Origin of the sequence: Pseudomonas sp. NFPP04 (assembly GCF_900113815.1) — a bacterium.
Classification (GTDB): Bacteria; Pseudomonadota; Gammaproteobacteria; order Pseudomonadales; family Pseudomonadaceae; genus Aquipseudomonas; species Aquipseudomonas extremorientalis.
This window is the reverse complement of the sequence record NZ_FOQS01000003.1, coordinates 232,973-249,481: the sequence shown is the minus strand read 5'-3', so window position 1 is coordinate 249,481 and position 16,509 is coordinate 232,973. Positions and strand designations below refer to the sequence as shown.

Below are 16,509 nucleotides of genomic sequence, written 5' to 3'. Positions count from 1 at the left end.
AAGGGTTGGCGTGGAGCGATATAAACACTGCGCGATTATGTGACGATTAAAGGATCAAGCCACCTGGGCCAGCAGCGCCTTGGCGTGGTTGATGCCCTTTTCCTGGAAGTCACCGCTCAGGTTCACCCCTTCGGCATGAATGAAGGTGACGTCATGAATCCCGATGAAGGCCATGACCTGACGCAGGTACGGTTCCTGGTGATCGGAGCTGGCGCCGGTGTGGATGCCGCCGCGAGCGGTGAGCACGATGGCGCGCTTGCCAGTCAGCAGACCCTGAGGGCCGGTGGCGGTGTACTTGAAGGTCACACCCGCACGCAACACGTGGTCCAGCCAGGCTTTGAGGGTGCTGGGGATCGCGAAGTTGTACATCGGCGCAGCCATCACCAGGACGTCGGCGGCGAGCAATTCGTCGGTCAATGCGTTGGAACGATCCAGGGACGCCTGTTCGTCGGCGTTGCGCTGATCGGCCGGCTTCATCCAGCCGCCGAGCAGGTTGGCATCCAGGTGTGGAACCGGGTTGAGCGCCACGTCACGGACGGTGATCTGATCTGTCGGGTGAGCGGCCTGCCATTGGCTGATGAATTGCTGGGTCAGTTGGCGGGAAATCGAATCCTGCTGGCGAGCGCTGCTTTCGATGATCAGAACGTTGGACATGGCGTTGTAGGCTCCATCTGTAATTGCTGTAAGTCGATGGAGTGAAGATTAAACAGAGCCAATTCGATTAAAAAGCGCAAAAAACTGCTATAACCCATCTATAAATTTGTTCAAAGGCGGAGCATGCTCCGCCCTCGGCTTATTTCGGCGTGCAGGCCAGGGCGATACGCATCTTGATAATGGCGCGGTTGAACTTGACCGTGGTGTTGGTACTTTTGCCCGCCGGCACCGTGACCGTGCGGCGACGCGGCGATTCCGGGCCGTTGGTGAAGGTTACCGAGCACACGGCATCGTGGGTGCCGTAGTTATTGAGTTGGATCGAACTGATGTCGCCGTCCACGTCAGAGGCGGTGTAATCGATGCTCACGCCGTCGATCTTCTTGGTCACGTCGATGGGGTAGGCAAACGCACTCATCGGCAGCAGCGCCAGCAACACACAACAGAATTTTCTCATTCGGCAGTCTCCAATAAGGACAGCCAGCTTAGGACAAGAGGAGCCCATCTTGAAAGCGCCCCGCGTTACCCTCGATCAATGGCGCACGCTGCAAGCCGTGGTCGACCATGGCGGCTTCGCCCAGGCGGCCGAAGCGCTGCACCGTTCGCAGTCCTCGGTGAGCTACACCGTGGCCCGCATGCAGGACCAGCTTGGCGTACCGCTGTTGCGCATTGACGGGCGCAAGGCGGTACTCACCGACGCTGGTGAAGTGCTGTTGCGCCGCTCCCGGCAACTGGTGAAAAACGCCAGCCAGCTGGAGGACCTTGCCCACCATATGGAGCAGGGCTGGGAAGCCGAAGTGCGCCTGGTGGTGGACGCGGCCTATCCGAATGCGCGCCTGGTGCGCGCTCTTTCCGCCTTCATGCCCCAGAGCCGTGGCTGCCGCGTGCGCCTGCGGGAAGAGGTGTTGTCTGGCGTTGAAGAGTTGCTGATGGAAGGCGTCGCCGACCTGGCGATCTGCGGGTTCAGTATCCCCGGCTACCTGGGCACGGAAATGAGCGACGTGGAGTTTGTCGCAGTGGCCCATCCCGAGCACACGCTGCACCGCATGAACCGCGAACTGAGCTTCCAGGACCTGGAAAGCCAGATGCAGGTGGTGATCCGCGACTCCGGCCGCCAGCAACCGCGCGATGTGGGTTGGCTCGGCGCCGAACAGCGCTGGACCGTCGGCAGCCTGGCCACCGCCGCCGCCTTTGTCGGCAGCGGCCTGGGCTTCGCCTGGTTGCCCCGGCACATGATCGAGCGCGAACTCGCCGAAGGCGTTCTCAAGCAACTGCCGCTGGAACAGGGCGGTAGCCGCCACCCCACGTTCTACCTGTATTCAAACAAGGACAAACCCCTGGGGCCTGCCACGCAGATCCTCGTGGAACTGCTGCGCACCTTTGACACTGCACCGCTGGACGCGCCCTTCGCCGCCCCCCGGCAAGCCTGAAACGGAGTTCGCCCATGGCCTGGTTCGACCATGAAGGATGCAGCCTGCACTACGAGGAATATGGCCACGGCACGCCGCTGGTGCTGATCCACGGCCTGGGCTCCAGCAGCCAGGACTGGGAACTGCAGATTCCAGTGCTGGCCCGGCATTACCGCCTGATCGTGGTGGACGTGCGCGGCCACGGCCGCTCGGACAAACCGCGCGAACGCTACAGCATCCCGGGTTTCACCTACGACCTGATCGCCTTGTTCGAACACCTGGACCTGCCACCGGCCCACGTGGTGGGCTTGTCCATGGGTGGCATGATCGCTTTCCAACTGGCCGTGGACGAACCGGCGTGGATCAAGAGCCTCTGCATCGTCAACAGCGCCCCCGAGGTCAAGGTGCGCAGTGCCGATGATTACTGGCAGTGGGCCAAGCGCTGGAGCCTGGCACGCTTGCTGAGCCTCTCCACAATCGGCAAGGCGTTGGGCGAACGGCTCTTCCCAAAACCGCACCAGGCCGACCTGCGCCGCAAAATGGCCGAACGCTGGGCAAAGAACGACAAACGTGCTTATCTCGCCAGCTTCGATGCGATTGTGGGATGGGGGGTGCAGGAACATCTTTCGCGCATTACCTGTCCTACGCTGGTCATCAGCGCCGACCACGACTACACCCCTGTGGCGCAGAAACAAAACTATGTAAAACTGCTGCCCGATGCGCGACTGGTGGTGATAGAAGATTCCCGCCATGCCACGCCCTTGGATCAACCCGAAGTCTTTAACGCAACCTTGCTCGAATTTCTAAAGACAGTCGAAACCACTACCCAGGATCACTGACCCATGCTGAAAAAAATCGCCTTCTTTGCCGGTTCTGTTCTGTTCGCCGCCAACCTGATGGCCGCCGAGCCCGCCAAGGCGCCCCACGTATTGATCACCACCACCAACGGCGATATCGAGATCGAACTGGACCCGGTCAAGGCGCCAATCAGCACCAAGAACTTCCTGGCCTATGTCGACAAGGGCTTCTACACCAACACGATTTTCCACCGTGTGATCCCGGGTTTCATGGTCCAGGGCGGCGGGTTCACCGCGCAGATGGCGCAGAAGCCGACCGACGCGCCAATCAAGAACGAAGCCAGCAACGGCCTGCATAACGTACGTGGCACCTTGTCGATGGCGCGCACCAATGACCCGAACTCGGCCACCAGCCAATTCTTCATCAACGTCGCCGACAATGCGTTCCTCGACCCAGGCCGCGATGCCGGTTACGCCGTGTTCGCCAAAGTGGTCAAGGGCATGGACGTGGTCGACATCATCGTCAACTCCCAGACCACCACTAAGCAAGGCATGCAGAACGTGCCAATCGATCCTGTCGTGATCAAGTCGGCCAAGCGCCTCGACTGAGCCTGGCAGGCAGTTCCGCGCGCAGCCCACAAGGCTGCGTGCGCATTTGAAAGGAGAGCCCGCACGGCGGGCGTCATACCTAATGCTCTATCGTCGCTTTGAACAACTGATCGACATCTTCCGCGACGCCCCCAGCGCCGCCCCGCCTGATAAAGTCCTGCCCTTCTACCTCTACTACCTGCGCCAGGTGTGGCCGCATTTCGCCGCCTTGCTGGTGGTGGGCCTGATCGGCGCGCTGATCGAAGTGGCGCTGTTCAGCTACCTGAGCCGCATCATCGACCTCGCCCAGGGCACGCCGCCCGCCGACTTCTTTCAGGTGCACAGCACCGAGCTGATCTGGATGGCCGTGGTCGCCCTGTTGCTGCGCCCGATCTTCGGCGCCCTGCATGACCTGCTGGTGCACCAGACCATCAGCCCCGGCATGACCAGCCTGATCCGCTGGCAGAACCACAGCTACGTGCTCAAGCAGAGCCTGAATTTCTTCCAGAACGACTTCGCCGGGCGTATTGCCCAGCGCATCATGCAAACCGGCAACTCCCTGCGCGACTCCGCCGTGGCGGCGGTGGATGCGATCTGGCACGTGGCGATCTACGCCATCAGCTCCCTGGTGCTGTTTGCCGAGGCCGACTGGCGCCTGATGATCCCGCTGGTGACCTGGATCCTCTGCTACAGCCTGGCGCTGCGCTACTTTGTGCCAAGGGTGAAGGAGCGCTCGGTGATTTCCTCCGAGGCGCGCTCCAAATTGATGGGCCGCATCGTCGATGGCTACACCAACATTACCACCTTGAAGCTGTTCGCCCATACCCGCTATGAGCAGGAGTATGCCAAGGAAGCGATCATCGAGCAGACCGAAAAAACCCAGCTGGCCAGCCGCGTGGTCACCAGCATGGACATCGTGATCACCACCATGAACGGCCTGCTGATCGTGACCACCACTGGCCTGGCGCTGTGGCTGTGGACGCAGTCGCTGATTTCGGTTGGCGCGATCGCCCTGGCCACCGGCCTGGTGATCCGAATCGTCAACATGTCCGGCTGGATCATGTGGGTGGTCAACGGCATTTTCGAAAACATCGGCCAGGTGCAGGATGGCCTGAAGACCATCGCCCAGCCGCTGGCGGTGATCGACCGCGACAATGCCCCGCGCCTGAGCGTGCCTCATGGCGAAGTGCGTTTCGAGCAGGTGGATTTCCACTATGGCAAGAAGAGCGGGATCATTGGCGGCCTCGACCTTGAGATCAAGGCCGGTGAAAAGATCGGCCTGATCGGCCCGTCCGGTGCGGGCAAGTCGACCCTGGTCAACCTGCTGCTGCGCCTGTACGACCTGCAAGGCGGGCGTATCCTGATCGACGGCCAGAACATCGCCGACGTCGCGCAGGAAAGCTTGCGCGAACAGATCGGCATGATCACCCAGGACACGTCGCTGCTGCACCGCTCGATCCGCGACAACCTGCTGTACGGCAAGCCCGATGCCACCGACGAAGAACTCTGGGCCGCCGTGCACAAGGCGCGCGCGGATGAGTTCATCCCATTGCTGTCGGACTCCGAAGGCCGCACCGGGCTGGATGCGCATGTCGGTGAGCGCGGCGTGAAACTCTCCGGCGGGCAGCGTCAACGTATCGCCATCGCCCGCGTACTGCTCAAGGACGCACCGATCCTGATCATGGACGAAGCCACCTCAGCGCTGGACTCGGAAGTGGAAGCCGCGATCCAGGAAAGCCTGGAAACCCTGATGCAGGGCAAGACCGTGATCGCGATTGCCCACCGCTTGTCGACCATTGCGCGGATGGACCGCCTGGTGGTGCTGGAGAAAGGCCAGATTGCCGAAAGCGGCAGCCATGCCGAACTGCTGGCCCATGGTGGGTTGTATGCACGGTTGTGGCAGCACCAGACCGGCGGCTTCGTCGGCATCGACTGACCCTTACAACCCCTTTCCAATCCAACCTGTGGGAGGGGGCTTGCCCCCTCCCACATTAGAGCCCTGGATTTGTGCCATAGCCGTGCTGTACTCAGTGCAGTGCCCAGACGGGCGCTGAAGTAAATCTGCAGGGAGCATCACTGATTTACTGATTGGGTAGAGCGATCTATCAAGGACGGGTTGCATGTCTTTGTTCAAGCGTTCAGTCACAGAGGGGTTGGGTACGTTTTGGCTGGTGTTGGGCGGGTGCGGGAGTGCGGTGCTGGCCGCGGCGTTTCCCGCAGTCGGGATCGGGTTGTTGGGCGTGTCCCTGGCCTTCGGGCTCACGGTGCTGACCATGGCGGTAGCCATCGGGCATATCAGCGGTTGTCACCTCAACCCGGCAGTATCGGTGGGGCTGGTAGTGGGCGCAAGGTTTCCGGCCAGGGAGTTACCGGCGTACATCGTCGCGCAGGTGGTCGGTGGCACGGTCGCCGCTGCGTTGCTGTACTTCATTGCCAGCGGCAAGCCGGGGTTCGAACTGGCATCGGGCCTGGCGTCCAACGGCTATGGCGAACATTCGCCAGGCGGGTATTCACTGGCGGCGGGGTTTGTGTGTGAGCTGGTGATGACGGCCATGTTTGTGGTGATCATTCTGGGCGCCACCGACCGCCGCGTCCCCAAGGGCGTGGCACCCTGCGCCATCGGCCTGGCCCTGACCCTGATCCACTTGATCTCCATTCCCGTGACCAATACCTCGGTCAACCCGGCCCGCAGTACCGGCCCGGCACTGATCGTCGGCGGGTGGGCGATCCAGCAATTGTGGATGTTCTGGCTCGCGCCGATCCTGGGTGCGGTGATCGGTGGGTTCACTTATCGATGGCTGGGCAAGGAGGCGCCGGGCTGAGGCAAACGGGTTCAGCCCTGCCGATAAGGCAGGGCTGCCCTTGCCTCCTGTGCATACGCCACGATCCCCACCCGTTCACGCTCGAGAAAATCCTCCACGGCATTCTTCAGTCCCGGATGGCGCAGGTAGTGCCACGACCGCGTGATCACCGGCTCGAACCCACGGATCAACTTGTGCTCGCCCTGCGCCCCCGCATCGAAGCGTTGCAGGCCGTGGGCGATGGCGTAGTCCATGCCTTGGTAGAAGCAGGTTTCGAAGTGCAGGCGATCAAACTCTGCCAGGCAACCCCAGTAGCGGCCGTAGAAACTGTCGCCGCCGAGCAGGCTGAAGGCCATGGCTACCGGGCGCGAGCCTTGCTTGGCCAGTACCACGCGGATCGCTTCGGGCATGCGCTCGGCCAGCAGGCTGAAGAAAGCGCGGGTCAGGTAGGGAGATTGGCGGCGCACGGCATAGGTGTTGGCGTAGCAGGCGTAGACAAAATCCCACTGCGCCTCGCTCAGTTCATGGCCTTGCAGCCACTCGAAATCGATCCCCTGCCCCGCCACTTGCTCGCGCTCCTTGCGCATCTGTTTGCGCTTGCGCGAGCTCAAGGCGTCGAGGAAGTCCTGGAAGTCGCGGTAGCCCCGGTTCTGCCAGTGATACTGACAGCCCAGGCGTTGCAACCAGCCCGCTTGCCGGGCCAGTGCAGCATCGGCCAGGTCATCCGTGAAGTTGATATGGGCGCTGGAAAGCTCCTCGATCTCGAGGTAACCCGGCAGGCTCTTGAGCAGCTCAAAACCGTCATCGGCACTCGCGGCCAATAAGCGCGGACCGCTGACCGGGCTGAAGGGTACCGCCGTGAGCAACTTGGGGTAATAGTCGATACCGGCGCGCTCGCAGGCATCAGCCCAGCCGTGATCGAACACGTACTCGCCATAGGAATGCCATTTGCGATAGCTGGGCAACGCCGCCACCAGCCGCTCACCCTCCCAGTGCAGCAAATGCTCCGGCTGCCAGCCCGATTGCGGGCCCAGGCTGGCGCTGTCTTCCAAGGCACTCAGGAACGCATGCCGCACGAACGGCTGCCCCTGCGGCACCAGCGCATCCCAGGCTTGCGGGGCAATTTCGGACAGGCTGTCCAGGCGTTGCAGCGGCATCGGCATCCTCACTGGTTCGGGGCGTGAAAGCCTGGCGAGTATCGCCGATTGCCAGCCCTGGCACATCCCCGATTCGCACGACAAGGCTCTAAACCAATAGTTCCGAACATAAATAATTTGTCATCTAGATGACATCACTTCGCCACTGCGCCGTCATAAACGGTCGCGATACTGACGCCTGTTTTTAGAGCGCCTGGTTCTACCCGGCGGCTATTTTCCGTCCGTCATCGGTCGGTTGTGTCCTGGATGGTTTGCCATCCCTCCTCACTTTCGGAGATTGATATGCGTCTTGCTTCCACTAAAACTGCGGCGGTCCTGTGCGGCGGCCTGTTACTGGCCCTGAGCGTTCCGGCCAGCGCTGCAGTCGACGCTAAATTGCTCGACATGCTCAAGGCCAACGGCCAGATCACCGCAGCGCAGTACACCGAACTGCAAAGCGAATTGGCCAAAGACCAGAAAGAACAGCAGATCGCACGGCAAGCTCAACAAGAGACCAACGAACAGATCGCGGCCACCGCGAAGAAAACCAATGAGCTGAGCAGCTTTGACCAGAAGCTGGCCTGGGCCGCCAAGACTCAGTTCAAGGGTGACGTACGTTTCCGTCAGGAAACCGTGAAAATCCAGGGCGAATCCAACAACGGCGGCCGTGACAAGGACCGTCAGCGCATCCGTGCCCGCCTGGGCGCCTACACCGAGATCAACTCGCAGGTCGACACCGGTATCCGTATTGCCACCGGCAGCAGCGACGATGCGCGCTCGACCAACCAGGACCAGGACAACTACTTCGACAAGAAGTCGATCTGGCTGGACCTCGGCTACATCGACTACCACCCGGACCAGATCAAGAACCTGCACGTGATCGGCGGCAAGATGCTGCAACCGTGGGTGAACATGGGCGACGTCATCTGGGATAGCGACATCAACCCTGAAGGCCTGGCCCTGACCTACAAATACCCACTGGGCAGCAGCGCCGAACTGTTCGGCAGCCTCGGCAACTACAACCTCAAGGACAACGTCGACGGCGACGGCGTGCAGTTCCGTCACGACCTGCGCCTGACCTCTGGCCAATTGGGCACACGCTTCTCGGTCACCGACAACCTGAAAATGACCCTGGGCGGCAGCGTCTACGCCTACCAGAATGACAAGGACAGCCGTTGCACAACCACCACCACGCCTTGCGCACTGGCGGTCAACGGTAACTCGGCCGACAACCAGTTCCGCCTGTATGAAGGCTTTGCCCAAGCCGACATTGGCGGCCTGGCTGTACCGCTGGCGTTCTACGGCCAGTACGTGAAAAACAACGACGCCGTGACCGACCAGGACACCGCCTGGCTGATCGGCGCCAAGTCGAAAGTGTTCGGCTTCAACCTGGACTACAACTACCGCGACATTCAGCGTAATGCCGTGGTGGGTGCCTTCACCGACTCGGACTTCGCCAACGGCACCACCGGTTCGCGCGGTCACAAGATGAAGGTCAGCTACGACATCGACAAGAACTTCGCCCTCGGTGCCACGTACTTCCTGACCAAGGCCGACTATGCCAGCCGCACCCAGCGTGATGCCAACACCAACACCCTGCAGCTGGATGCAGAAGCCAAGTTCTAACAGTAAGTGTTGAAAGCCTTGGGCCAGGACGGCCCGAGGTGGCTGTACCAGTCTTGCGTAGGTGGATCGGTCCCCATCATCCGTTCGCTCCACCCACGCGAGCCTGTTTATTCCCCGCCTTTATGATCCTTGAGCCGCTCGTCAGCCAGACGCTGCGCCAAGGCCTCCACACCGTCTACCGGTTCGTCCGGCATTATCCTCAGCGTCGCCTGCATCAGGCGCATCTGGCGGATAAACCGGCGGCAGTTCGGGCAGAACATCAAGTGATGACGCACCAGCAGACGTTCGCGAAAGGTCAACTGCCCATCGAGATAGTCACTGGAACGTGCCACTTGTTCTTTACAGGTCAACATTCGCCCGTTTCCTCAAAATGCTCCACCGTGGCGAAGACTTTAAGCCGTGCCCGATGCAACAGCACACGGACATTGGAGAGCGACAACGTCAGAAGATTACAGATCTCTTCCAACTCCAGGCCCTGGCGCTCACGCAGTACCAGCACACTGCTCTGCAACTCCGAAAGGCTCAGGATCGTATGCTCCAGGCATTTGCGCAATTCATCCTCGGTGAGCAAGGCTTCCGGGGTGTCCTGGTGCCAGGCATACGGGGCGACGGCCCAGTGACCATCGTCGGGGGTGAAGCGATCGTCACCGATAGTGCCATGGGGCGAAGGCAGATCGTCGAGCAACACTTCGCGACGGTTCTGCTTGTAGCGCCCCTTGGCAGCGTTGGCGGTAATGGTCAGCAGCCAGGTCTTGAGGCTGGAACGGCCTTCGAACCTGGCCAGGTTGCGCACCACTGACAGCCAGGCGTCCTGCACGACTTCGTCGGCGTGACGCTGGCCGACGATGGCATAGGCCACCGCCCGCATGGCGCTCTGGTAGGTGGTGACCAATTCCTTGTAGGCCCGCTGCTCACCCTTGAGCAGGCGTTCAAGCAGGTGCGCGTCGTCCGCTGCTGCCATTCAAGACCTCGCCTGTCTTAGCGTTTGCGCAGGATCACGCTGCCGATCGAATAGCCCGCGCCAAACGAGCTGAGCACCGCCACGGAGCCCTTGGGCAGGTCATCCTGATTCTTGTGGAACGCAATCACCGAACCCGCCGAACTGGTATTGGCGTAGGTATCGAGGATCACCGGCGCTTCTTCCACCGTGGCTTCGCGGCCCAGCAGTTTCTTGACGATCAGGTGGTTCATGCTCAGGTTGGCCTGGTGCAACCAGAAGCGCTTCACGTCGGTCACGTTCAACTGGTTCTCTTCCAGGTGCACGCCGATCAGCTCGGCGACCATCGGACATACGTCGCGGAACACCTTGCGGCCTTCCTGTACGAACAGTTTGTCCGGCGCGCCGATGCCCTCTTCCGCGGTGCGGTTGAGGAAGCCGAAGTTGTTGCGGATGTTATTGGAGAACTTGGTCAGCAGCTTGGTGCTCACCACGTCGAACTGGTGTTCGGAGGTTGCCAGGTCGGCGCGCTCCAGGACCACGGCGGTGGCCGCATCGCCAAAGATGAAGTGGCTGTCGCGGTCGCGGAAGTTCAGGTGGCCGGTGCAGACCTCCGGGTTGACCATCAGGATCGCCCGCGCCTGGCCCAGCTGGATGCTGTTGGCGGCGTTCTGGATGCCGAAGGTGGCCGAGGAACAGGCCACGTTCATGTCAAAACCAAACCCTTCGATGCCCAAGGCTTCCTGGACTTCGATGGCGATGGCCGGGTAGGCACGCTGCAGGTTGGAACAGGCGACGATCACGCCGTCGATGTCGGCAGCGGTTTTGCCCGCGCGCTGTAGAGCTTGTTCAGCGGCGCCGACGGCCATCTGGCAGAGCACCGACCATTCGTCGTTGCTGCGCTCGGGCAGGCGCGGGGCCATGCGCTGCGGATCGAGAATGCCGTCCTTGTCCATCACGAAGCGGCTCTTGATGCCGGAGGCCTTTTCGATGAAGGCGGCGCTGGATTCGGTCAGCGGCTGCACGTCACCGCGCTCGATGGCGGCGGCGTTGTCGCTGTTGAACTGTTGCACGTAAGCATTGAAAGACTGCACCAGCTCTTCGTTGGAGATGCTGTTGGCCGGGGTATACAGGCCAGTGCCGCTGATGACGACGTTATGCACGGTCGTTCCTCTAAATCTGTCAGGCAGAAGATATTGGTACCGTCGTACCAAACTGTAAGTAGTCCGATTCCGCTCCGCGGACACCAAACTGGCATCGCTTTATTCCATCGCGCCGCAGCCTTTCGCGACGATCCCGGCATTTATAACCGCGAAGTTTGCCACAACCCTCGGAATTTGGCGCTATCTGTGGGAGGGGGCTTGCCCCGATAGCGGTGGGCCAGTCAACACATCCTTTAATGACAGACCGCAATCGGGGGCAAGCCCCCTCCCACACTGGACCTGTATTGCCCTGGAAACCGTGCAAATATCAGGCTTCTACCAGGCTCCACTGCTTGCTCAGGCGCTTGTCGGAAATCGGCACTTTGGTACCCAGTTGCTGGGCAAACAACGACACCCGATATTCCTCCAGCCACCAGCGATACAGCTCCAGCTGGGGATCGCGCTTGCCTTCCTGGGCATGTTTTTTCAGGCGGTTTTCGTACTGCGTCCACAGGCCGCCCAGCTCGCCGCTCCACACCCGATCCTTCTGCACCTGGCTCGGTAGTTTTTCCAGGCGCAACTCGATGGCCTTGAGGTAACGCGGCAATTCCTTGAACCACTGCGCCGGGGTTTCCCGTACAAAACCGGGGTACACCAGGTGGCTCAGTTGCTGCTTGATGTCGTTCAAGGCCACGGCCTGGGTCAGGTCGATCTTGCCTTTGAAGCGTTTTTGCAGGCCATGCCAGAGTTTCAGCACCTCCAGGGTCAGGCGCGCCAGGCGCTCGGCGTGTTCGGTCCAACTGCCGCGCTTGCGCTCGGCCAGGGCCGCCAAACCTGCGCCATCCCGCGGCAGGCTGGCTTCGCCTTCGAGCACGCAGGTGTCGAGGCTGGCCAGCAGGATGTCTTCCACCAGCGCATCGATCCGGCCCAATTCGCGGTACATCAGGCCCAGTTCGGTCAGGCCCGGCAGTTTGCCGCGCAGGAATTTCGCCGGTTCCGCCAGTTGTTGCATCAGCAGGCGTTGCAAGGCACGGCGATGCTGGAACTCAGCCTCGGCCGCCGTGGAGAAACGCCCTTCCTTGACCGTGCCGTTTTCCTCCACCAGCGCCGGATACACCGTCATCGACAACCCGGCGATCTTCTGTTGCGTCTTCTCGGCTACCGCCGTGAACACCTTGGCCTCCACCGGCTGCTGGCTTTTTGCAGTTTGCGGTACGGCCAGCGCGGCCTGGCTGGCCTCGGCAAAGCGCGCCGTCAGTTCGGCGAGATCCCGGCCTTCACCGAGGAACTTGCCCTGGCCGTCGACCACTTCCAGGTTCATCTTCAGGTGGCTTTCCACCTGCTGCGCGGCTTCGGCCCAGGCTTCATCGCTGACCCGCACCCCGGTCATGCGCAACAATTCGCGGCCAAGGGCCTGGGGCAACGAGCCCTGGCCGAATTCGATGCGTTGCAGGGCCGCCTTGACGAAGTCCGGCACCGGCACGAAGTTCTTGCGCAGCGCCTTGGGCAAGTTGCGCACCAGGGCGATGCACTTGGCTTCGATCACCCCCGGCACCAACCACTCCAGGCGCTCCGCCGGCAAGGCGGGCAAAAGCGGCGCCGGCACGCGCAAGGTCACACCGTCACGCGGGTGGCTGGGTTCGAAGTGGTAACTCAAGGCCAGTTCCAGGTCACCCAAATGCAGGGTGTCCGGGTAATGCGCAGCGGTGACTTCGCTGGCCTCGCGGGCCAGTACGTCTTCTTCGCGCATGATCAGCAGTTGCGGGTCTTTCTGGCTGTTGACCTTGTACCAACTGTCGAAGGTCGCGGTCTGGTGGATCTCTGCCGGCAGGCGCGCATCGTAGAAGGCGAACAGCGTTTCCTCGTCGGCCAGAATGTCGCGCCGGCGCGCCTTGGCCTCCAGCTCGTCGAGCTGCTCCAGCAATTGCTGGTTGGCCGCCAGGCACTTGGCCCGCGACTGGATCTCGCCACGCACCAGGCCTTCACGGATAAACAGTTCGCGAGACACCACCGGGTCGACCGGCCCGTAATGCACCGGACGGCGCCCGACCACAATCAGCCCGAACAGGGTGATCTGCTCGAAGGCCACGACCTGGCCGCGTTTTTTCTCCCAGTGCGGCTCGAAGTGGTTTTTCTTGATCAGGTGCCCGGCCAGCGGTTCGATCCAGTCGGCGTCAATCTTGGCGACCATGCGCGCATACAGCTTGGTGGTTTCCACCAGTTCGGCGGTCATCAGCCATTGCGGGCGCTTCTTGCCGATGCCCGACGAGGGGTGAATCCAGAAACGCCGCTGACGCGCGCCCAGGTAATCGCCGTCCTCGGTTTTCTGGCCGATCTGGCTGAGCAAACCGGACAGCACCGCCTTGTGCAGTTTCGGGAAATCCGCCGGCTCTTTATTGACGCTCAACTGCATGTCGCGGCAGATCAGGCTCAACTGGCGATGGGAATCACGCCACTCGCGCAGGCGCAGGTAATTGAGGAAGTTCTTGCGGCACCAGTTACGCAGCGGGCTGGCAGTGAGCTCCTGGCGCTGCTCTTCAAAACCGCGCCACAAATTGACCAGGCCGGCGAAGTCCGAATCCGGGTCCTTCCACTGTGCGTGGGCCTGGTCGGCGGCCTGCTGACGCTCCGGCGGGCGCTCACGCGGGTCCTGGATCGACATGGCGCTGGCGACGATCAGCACTTCCTGCAAGCTGCCAAGCTTGGCGGCTTCCAGCAACATGCGGCCCATGCGCGGGTCCACCGGCAGGCGCGCCAACTGGCGGCCCAGCGGAGTGAGCTGACTGTTGCGGTCGACCGCCGACAGCTCTTGCAGCAGGTTGAAACCGTCGCTGATCGCCTTGCCGTCCGGCGGTTCGATAAACGGGAAGTCGGTGATTTCGCCGAGACGCAAATGCAGCATCTGCAGGATCACGGCGGCGAGGTTGGTGCGCAGAATTTCCGGGTCGGTAAATTCCGGGCGGCCGATAAAATCTTCTTCGCTGTACAAACGAATGCAGATGCCCGGCTCGACCCGGCCGCAACGGCCTTTACGCTGGTTGGCGCTGGCCTGGGAAATCGCCTCGATCGGCAGGCGCTGCACCTTGGCGCGGTAGCTGTAGCGGCTGATACGCGCGGTGCCACTGTCGATCACATAACGAATGCCCGGCACAGTCAGCGAGGTTTCCGCGACGTTGGTCGCCAACACCACACGTCGGCCCGGATGGGACTGGAAGATGCGCTGCTGCTCGGCTGGCGACAGGCGCGCGTACAACGGCAGGATCTCGGTGTGCTTGAGCTGGGCCTTGCGCAGCATGTCGGCAGCGTCACGAATCTCGCGCTCGCCCGGCAGGAACACCAGCACGTCGCCCGGGCTGCGCCGCTCGCTGCGCTCATAGGCGGCTATTTCATCCAGGGTGGCGAGGATCGCCTGGTCGACGGTGAGGTCGTCCTCGACGCGGTTGCCCTCCTCGTCCTGCTCCAGGGTCAACGGGCGATACCAGGTGTCCACCGGGAAGGTGCGGCCCGACACCTCGACAATCGGCGCATCGTCGAAATGCTTGGAGAAACGCTCCAGGTCGATGGTCGCCGAGGTGATGATGACTTTCAGGTCCGGGCGACGTGGCAACAGGGTTTTCAGGTAGCCCAGCAGGAAGTCGATGTTCAGGCTGCGTTCGTGGGCTTCGTCGACGATGATGGTGTCGTAGCGTTCCAGGTAGCGGTCGTTCTGGGTTTCTGCCAGCAGGATGCCGTCGGTCATCAGCTTGATCAGGGTGTTGGAATCGCTCTGGTCTTCAAAGCGCACCTGATAGCCGACCAGCGCGCCCAATGGCGTGGCCAACTCTTCGGCGACCCGGCTGGCCACGCTGCGTGCGGCGATCCGGCGGGGCTGGGTATGACCAATGAGACCGAACTGGCCGCGACCGATTTCCAGGCAGATCTTCGGCAACTGGGTGGTCTTGCCCGAGCCGGTTTCGCCGGCAATGATCAGCACCTGGTGCTTGTTCAGCGCTTCTTTGATTTCATCGCGCTTGGCCGCAATCGGCAGGCTGTCGTCATAACGAATCACCGGCAGGCTGGCGCGCCGCGCCGTGACCTGTGCGCAGGACGCCTGCATGCGCGCGACCCACTGCACCAACTTGTCCTCGTCGGGCTTTTTGCGCAACTCAAGCAACTGCCGACGCAAACGGTGGCGGTCGGCGAGCATGGCGTGATCAAGGGTTTTGAGCAGTTGGTCGATGGTGGGCGCTTGGTCGGTCATCAGGGCGGCAAAGGTCTTCTGAGTGAGGCAGGGCACGCCTGCATAGCTACGGACGGAAAAACGAGGGGCGATTGTCGCAGATTTCGGCATTTCTGGAGACGCTCAGTCAGTGACTGGCCGCGTAGCGCCTCCAAATGAACATATTTCATACACGAGCAAGTCGCTCATCCGACCCTTTCACAGTAAAAATCCGATGGTTTAAGTGAAGTACGCAGGATCAAATCAACCCGCCAGAAATCTCTGGCAGGTCACTGCATCGCTTATGAAACCGGAGCTTTTATGCCTATCGAATCGACAAACAGCCAATCTCATCTACCCAGCTACGATCAAGCCATGCGAGCCCAACCGCGCTCGGCACCGCAGGGACCACCCCCCCCCTATGAGTTCCCGCCCGCGTACACCGAGAAGCCATCGCACAACGCGTCCTCCCGGACCTACTCGACACCGCCCACTAATTTGAGGGCAAATCGAATCTCGAGCTTTCACACGACCAGTCAGGCAGTACGAGGAATGCGTTTCATGAGCAGCCTGTGACGCCACCGCAAAAACCGGATTGATTTCACCTTTAACATCTGAGGATTTCATATGCCCATTGACTCCAGCCGTTACTACAACGCATCCGCCCAAAACCTTCATAGTTACGCCAACAAATACCAGGACATTGCACCTACATCCTACTCGGCAAACAGTTCCTGGACCTCAGCCCCCTCTGGGTCTTCCTACACCTCCAAGAACTATCCGAAGCTACCCAATACTAAGGCAAGAGACCTGAACGCTGAGCTGCATCTGGCGGGAGCGGCTACAAACCCCCGAAACGCCACGGCCACAGTGACAAACGTAAAAAAGTCAGAAGATCTGAACGTGGCGAAGACACCGAATACGGTTACCAAGTTTGTTGTGACGGGAGACGGACAAATGGCGATCGCCAACATCAGTAAAAATGTTGCGCCAAAGATGGTTTCCCACCCCGCCATCGCCGAAATCGGCGTCGGTCCCGGTCAGTCGAACAATATCGTCAGTGCCGGCTACTTAAAGCAAACCATCACAGGGAAAACTCACTTATCCAGCACCTCGGGCCACTATCTACCCACAAAGGAGCATATGAGACCCGCACAGGATCACTTGGAAAATATGGGCGTCAGGTCGACCAAAAACCAATTGGGTATTTTCTGAATAACGATC

Annotated in this window: 14 protein-coding genes; 7 read left to right on the top strand and 7 right to left on the bottom strand. The window is 61.1% G+C overall.

The genetic code is table 11. The annotated features are described in order from the left end of the window. Positions 1 to 54: 54 nt before the first annotated feature. A complete protein-coding gene (locus BM017_RS08500; protein ID WP_071491348.1) occupies positions 55 to 654 on the bottom strand; it encodes an FMN-dependent NADH-azoreductase in 600 nt (199 codons plus the stop codon). 139 nt (positions 655 to 793) lie between these two features. Continuing rightward, entirely contained in the window at positions 794 to 1,108 is a 315-nt protein-coding gene (locus tag BM017_RS08495; protein WP_058425359.1) for a hypothetical protein, read from the bottom strand. A 49-nt stretch (positions 1,109 to 1,157) separates the two neighbouring features. Between BM017_RS08495 and BM017_RS08490 the strand changes: the two genes are divergently transcribed. From BM017_RS08490 to aqpZ, 5 genes are all read left to right on the top strand, one after another. Beyond that, the gene (locus BM017_RS08490; protein ID WP_071491349.1) at positions 1,158 to 2,081 is read left to right on the top strand and encodes a PA3225 family LysR-type transcriptional regulator; all 924 of its coding nucleotides are present in this window, start codon (positions 1,158 to 1,160) and stop codon (positions 2,079 to 2,081) included. Between the two features lie 14 nt (positions 2,082 to 2,095). Further along, positions 2,096 to 2,899 carry an alpha/beta fold hydrolase gene (locus BM017_RS08485; RefSeq protein WP_092242866.1) on the top strand — a complete coding sequence of 268 codons (804 nt, stop codon included), beginning with the start codon at positions 2,096 to 2,098 and terminating at the stop codon, positions 2,897 to 2,899. Positions 2,900 to 2,902: 3 nt separating this feature from the next. Beyond that, positions 2,903 to 3,466: a peptidylprolyl isomerase gene (locus BM017_RS08480; RefSeq protein ID WP_071491351.1), complete on the top strand. Its 564-nt coding sequence runs from the start codon at positions 2,903 to 2,905 to the stop codon at positions 3,464 to 3,466. A gap of 82 nt (positions 3,467 to 3,548) precedes the next feature. Continuing rightward, positions 3,549 to 5,381 carry an ABC transporter ATP-binding protein gene (locus tag BM017_RS08475; RefSeq protein WP_092242864.1) on the top strand — a complete coding sequence of 611 codons (1,833 nt, stop codon included), beginning with the start codon at positions 3,549 to 3,551 and terminating at the stop codon, positions 5,379 to 5,381. Between the two features lie 184 nt (positions 5,382 to 5,565). Beyond that, positions 5,566 to 6,267 carry an aquaporin Z gene (gene aqpZ / locus BM017_RS08470; RefSeq protein WP_092242862.1) on the top strand — a complete coding sequence of 234 codons (702 nt, stop codon included), beginning with the start codon at positions 5,566 to 5,568 and terminating at the stop codon, positions 6,265 to 6,267. 11 nt (positions 6,268 to 6,278) lie between these two features. Here aqpZ and BM017_RS08465 read toward each other — a convergent pair whose 3' ends face one another. Then, complete coding sequence (locus BM017_RS08465; protein ID WP_092242859.1) at positions 6,279 to 7,403, bottom strand: GNAT family N-acetyltransferase; 1,125 nt, start codon at positions 7,401 to 7,403, stop codon at positions 6,279 to 6,281. A 282-nt stretch (positions 7,404 to 7,685) separates the two neighbouring features. Between BM017_RS08465 and BM017_RS08460 the strand changes: the two genes are divergently transcribed. Beyond that, the gene (locus tag BM017_RS08460; RefSeq protein WP_028617432.1) at positions 7,686 to 9,008 is read left to right on the top strand and encodes a putative porin; all 1,323 of its coding nucleotides are present in this window, start codon (positions 7,686 to 7,688) and stop codon (positions 9,006 to 9,008) included. A 107-nt stretch (positions 9,009 to 9,115) separates the two neighbouring features. Here the strand turns inward: BM017_RS08460 and BM017_RS08455 are convergent, their stop codons facing one another. The 4 genes from BM017_RS08455 to hrpA form a co-directional block, all read right to left on the bottom strand. Further along, the gene (locus BM017_RS08455) at positions 9,116 to 9,361 is read right to left on the bottom strand and encodes an anti-sigma factor family protein (RefSeq protein WP_071491356.1); all 246 of its coding nucleotides are present in this window, start codon (positions 9,359 to 9,361) and stop codon (positions 9,116 to 9,118) included. Continuing rightward, entirely contained in the window at positions 9,355 to 9,969 is a 615-nt protein-coding gene (locus BM017_RS08450) for an RNA polymerase sigma factor (protein WP_092242857.1), read from the bottom strand. The genes BM017_RS08455 and BM017_RS08450 overlap by 7 nt, the downstream gene beginning before the upstream one ends. A 17-nt stretch (positions 9,970 to 9,986) precedes the next feature. Further along, complete coding sequence (locus tag BM017_RS08445) at positions 9,987 to 11,108, bottom strand: beta-ketoacyl-ACP synthase III (protein WP_071491358.1); 1,122 nt, start codon at positions 11,106 to 11,108, stop codon at positions 9,987 to 9,989. Between the two features lie 307 nt (positions 11,109 to 11,415). Beyond that, positions 11,416 to 15,327 carry an ATP-dependent RNA helicase HrpA gene (gene hrpA / locus BM017_RS08440; protein WP_092242854.1) on the bottom strand — a complete coding sequence of 1,304 codons (3,912 nt, stop codon included), beginning with the start codon at positions 15,325 to 15,327 and terminating at the stop codon, positions 11,416 to 11,418. A gap of 585 nt (positions 15,328 to 15,912) precedes the next feature. Here hrpA and BM017_RS08435 point away from each other — a divergent pair. Further along, complete coding sequence (locus tag BM017_RS08435) at positions 15,913 to 16,500, top strand: hypothetical protein (RefSeq protein WP_092242852.1); 588 nt, start codon at positions 15,913 to 15,915, stop codon at positions 16,498 to 16,500. Positions 16,501 to 16,509 lie beyond the last annotated feature (9 nt).

Excerpts from the sequence above, each read along its gene's own strand:
- BM017_RS08435 (WP_092242852.1), top strand. The coding sequence starts at position 15,913 with ATGCCCATTGACTCCAGCCGTTACTACAACGCATCCGCCCAAAACCTT.
- BM017_RS08480 (WP_071491351.1), top strand. The coding sequence starts at position 2,903 with ATGCTGAAAAAAATCGCCTTCTTTGCCGGTTCTGTTCTGTTCGCCGCC.
- BM017_RS08500 (WP_071491348.1), bottom strand. The coding sequence starts at position 654 with ATGTCCAACGTTCTGATCATCGAAAGCAGCGCTCGCCAGCAGGATTCG.
- BM017_RS08465 (WP_092242859.1), bottom strand. The coding sequence starts at position 7,403 with ATGCCGCTGCAACGCCTGGACAGCCTGTCCGAAATTGCCCCGCAAGCC.
- BM017_RS08450 (WP_092242857.1), bottom strand. The coding sequence starts at position 9,969 with ATGGCAGCAGCGGACGACGCGCACCTGCTTGAACGCCTGCTCAAGGGT.
- hrpA (WP_092242854.1), bottom strand. The coding sequence starts at position 15,327 with ATGACCGACCAAGCGCCCACCATCGACCAACTGCTCAAAACCCTTGAT.
- BM017_RS08495 (WP_058425359.1), bottom strand. The coding sequence starts at position 1,108 with ATGAGAAAATTCTGTTGTGTGTTGCTGGCGCTGCTGCCGATGAGTGCG.
- aqpZ (WP_092242862.1), top strand. The coding sequence starts at position 5,566 with ATGTCTTTGTTCAAGCGTTCAGTCACAGAGGGGTTGGGTACGTTTTGG.
- BM017_RS08485 (WP_092242866.1), top strand. The coding sequence starts at position 2,096 with ATGGCCTGGTTCGACCATGAAGGATGCAGCCTGCACTACGAGGAATAT.
- BM017_RS08455 (WP_071491356.1), bottom strand. The coding sequence starts at position 9,361 with ATGTTGACCTGTAAAGAACAAGTGGCACGTTCCAGTGACTATCTCGAT.
- BM017_RS08475 (WP_092242864.1), top strand. The coding sequence starts at position 3,549 with ATGCTCTATCGTCGCTTTGAACAACTGATCGACATCTTCCGCGACGCC.
- BM017_RS08460 (WP_028617432.1), top strand. The coding sequence starts at position 7,686 with ATGCGTCTTGCTTCCACTAAAACTGCGGCGGTCCTGTGCGGCGGCCTG.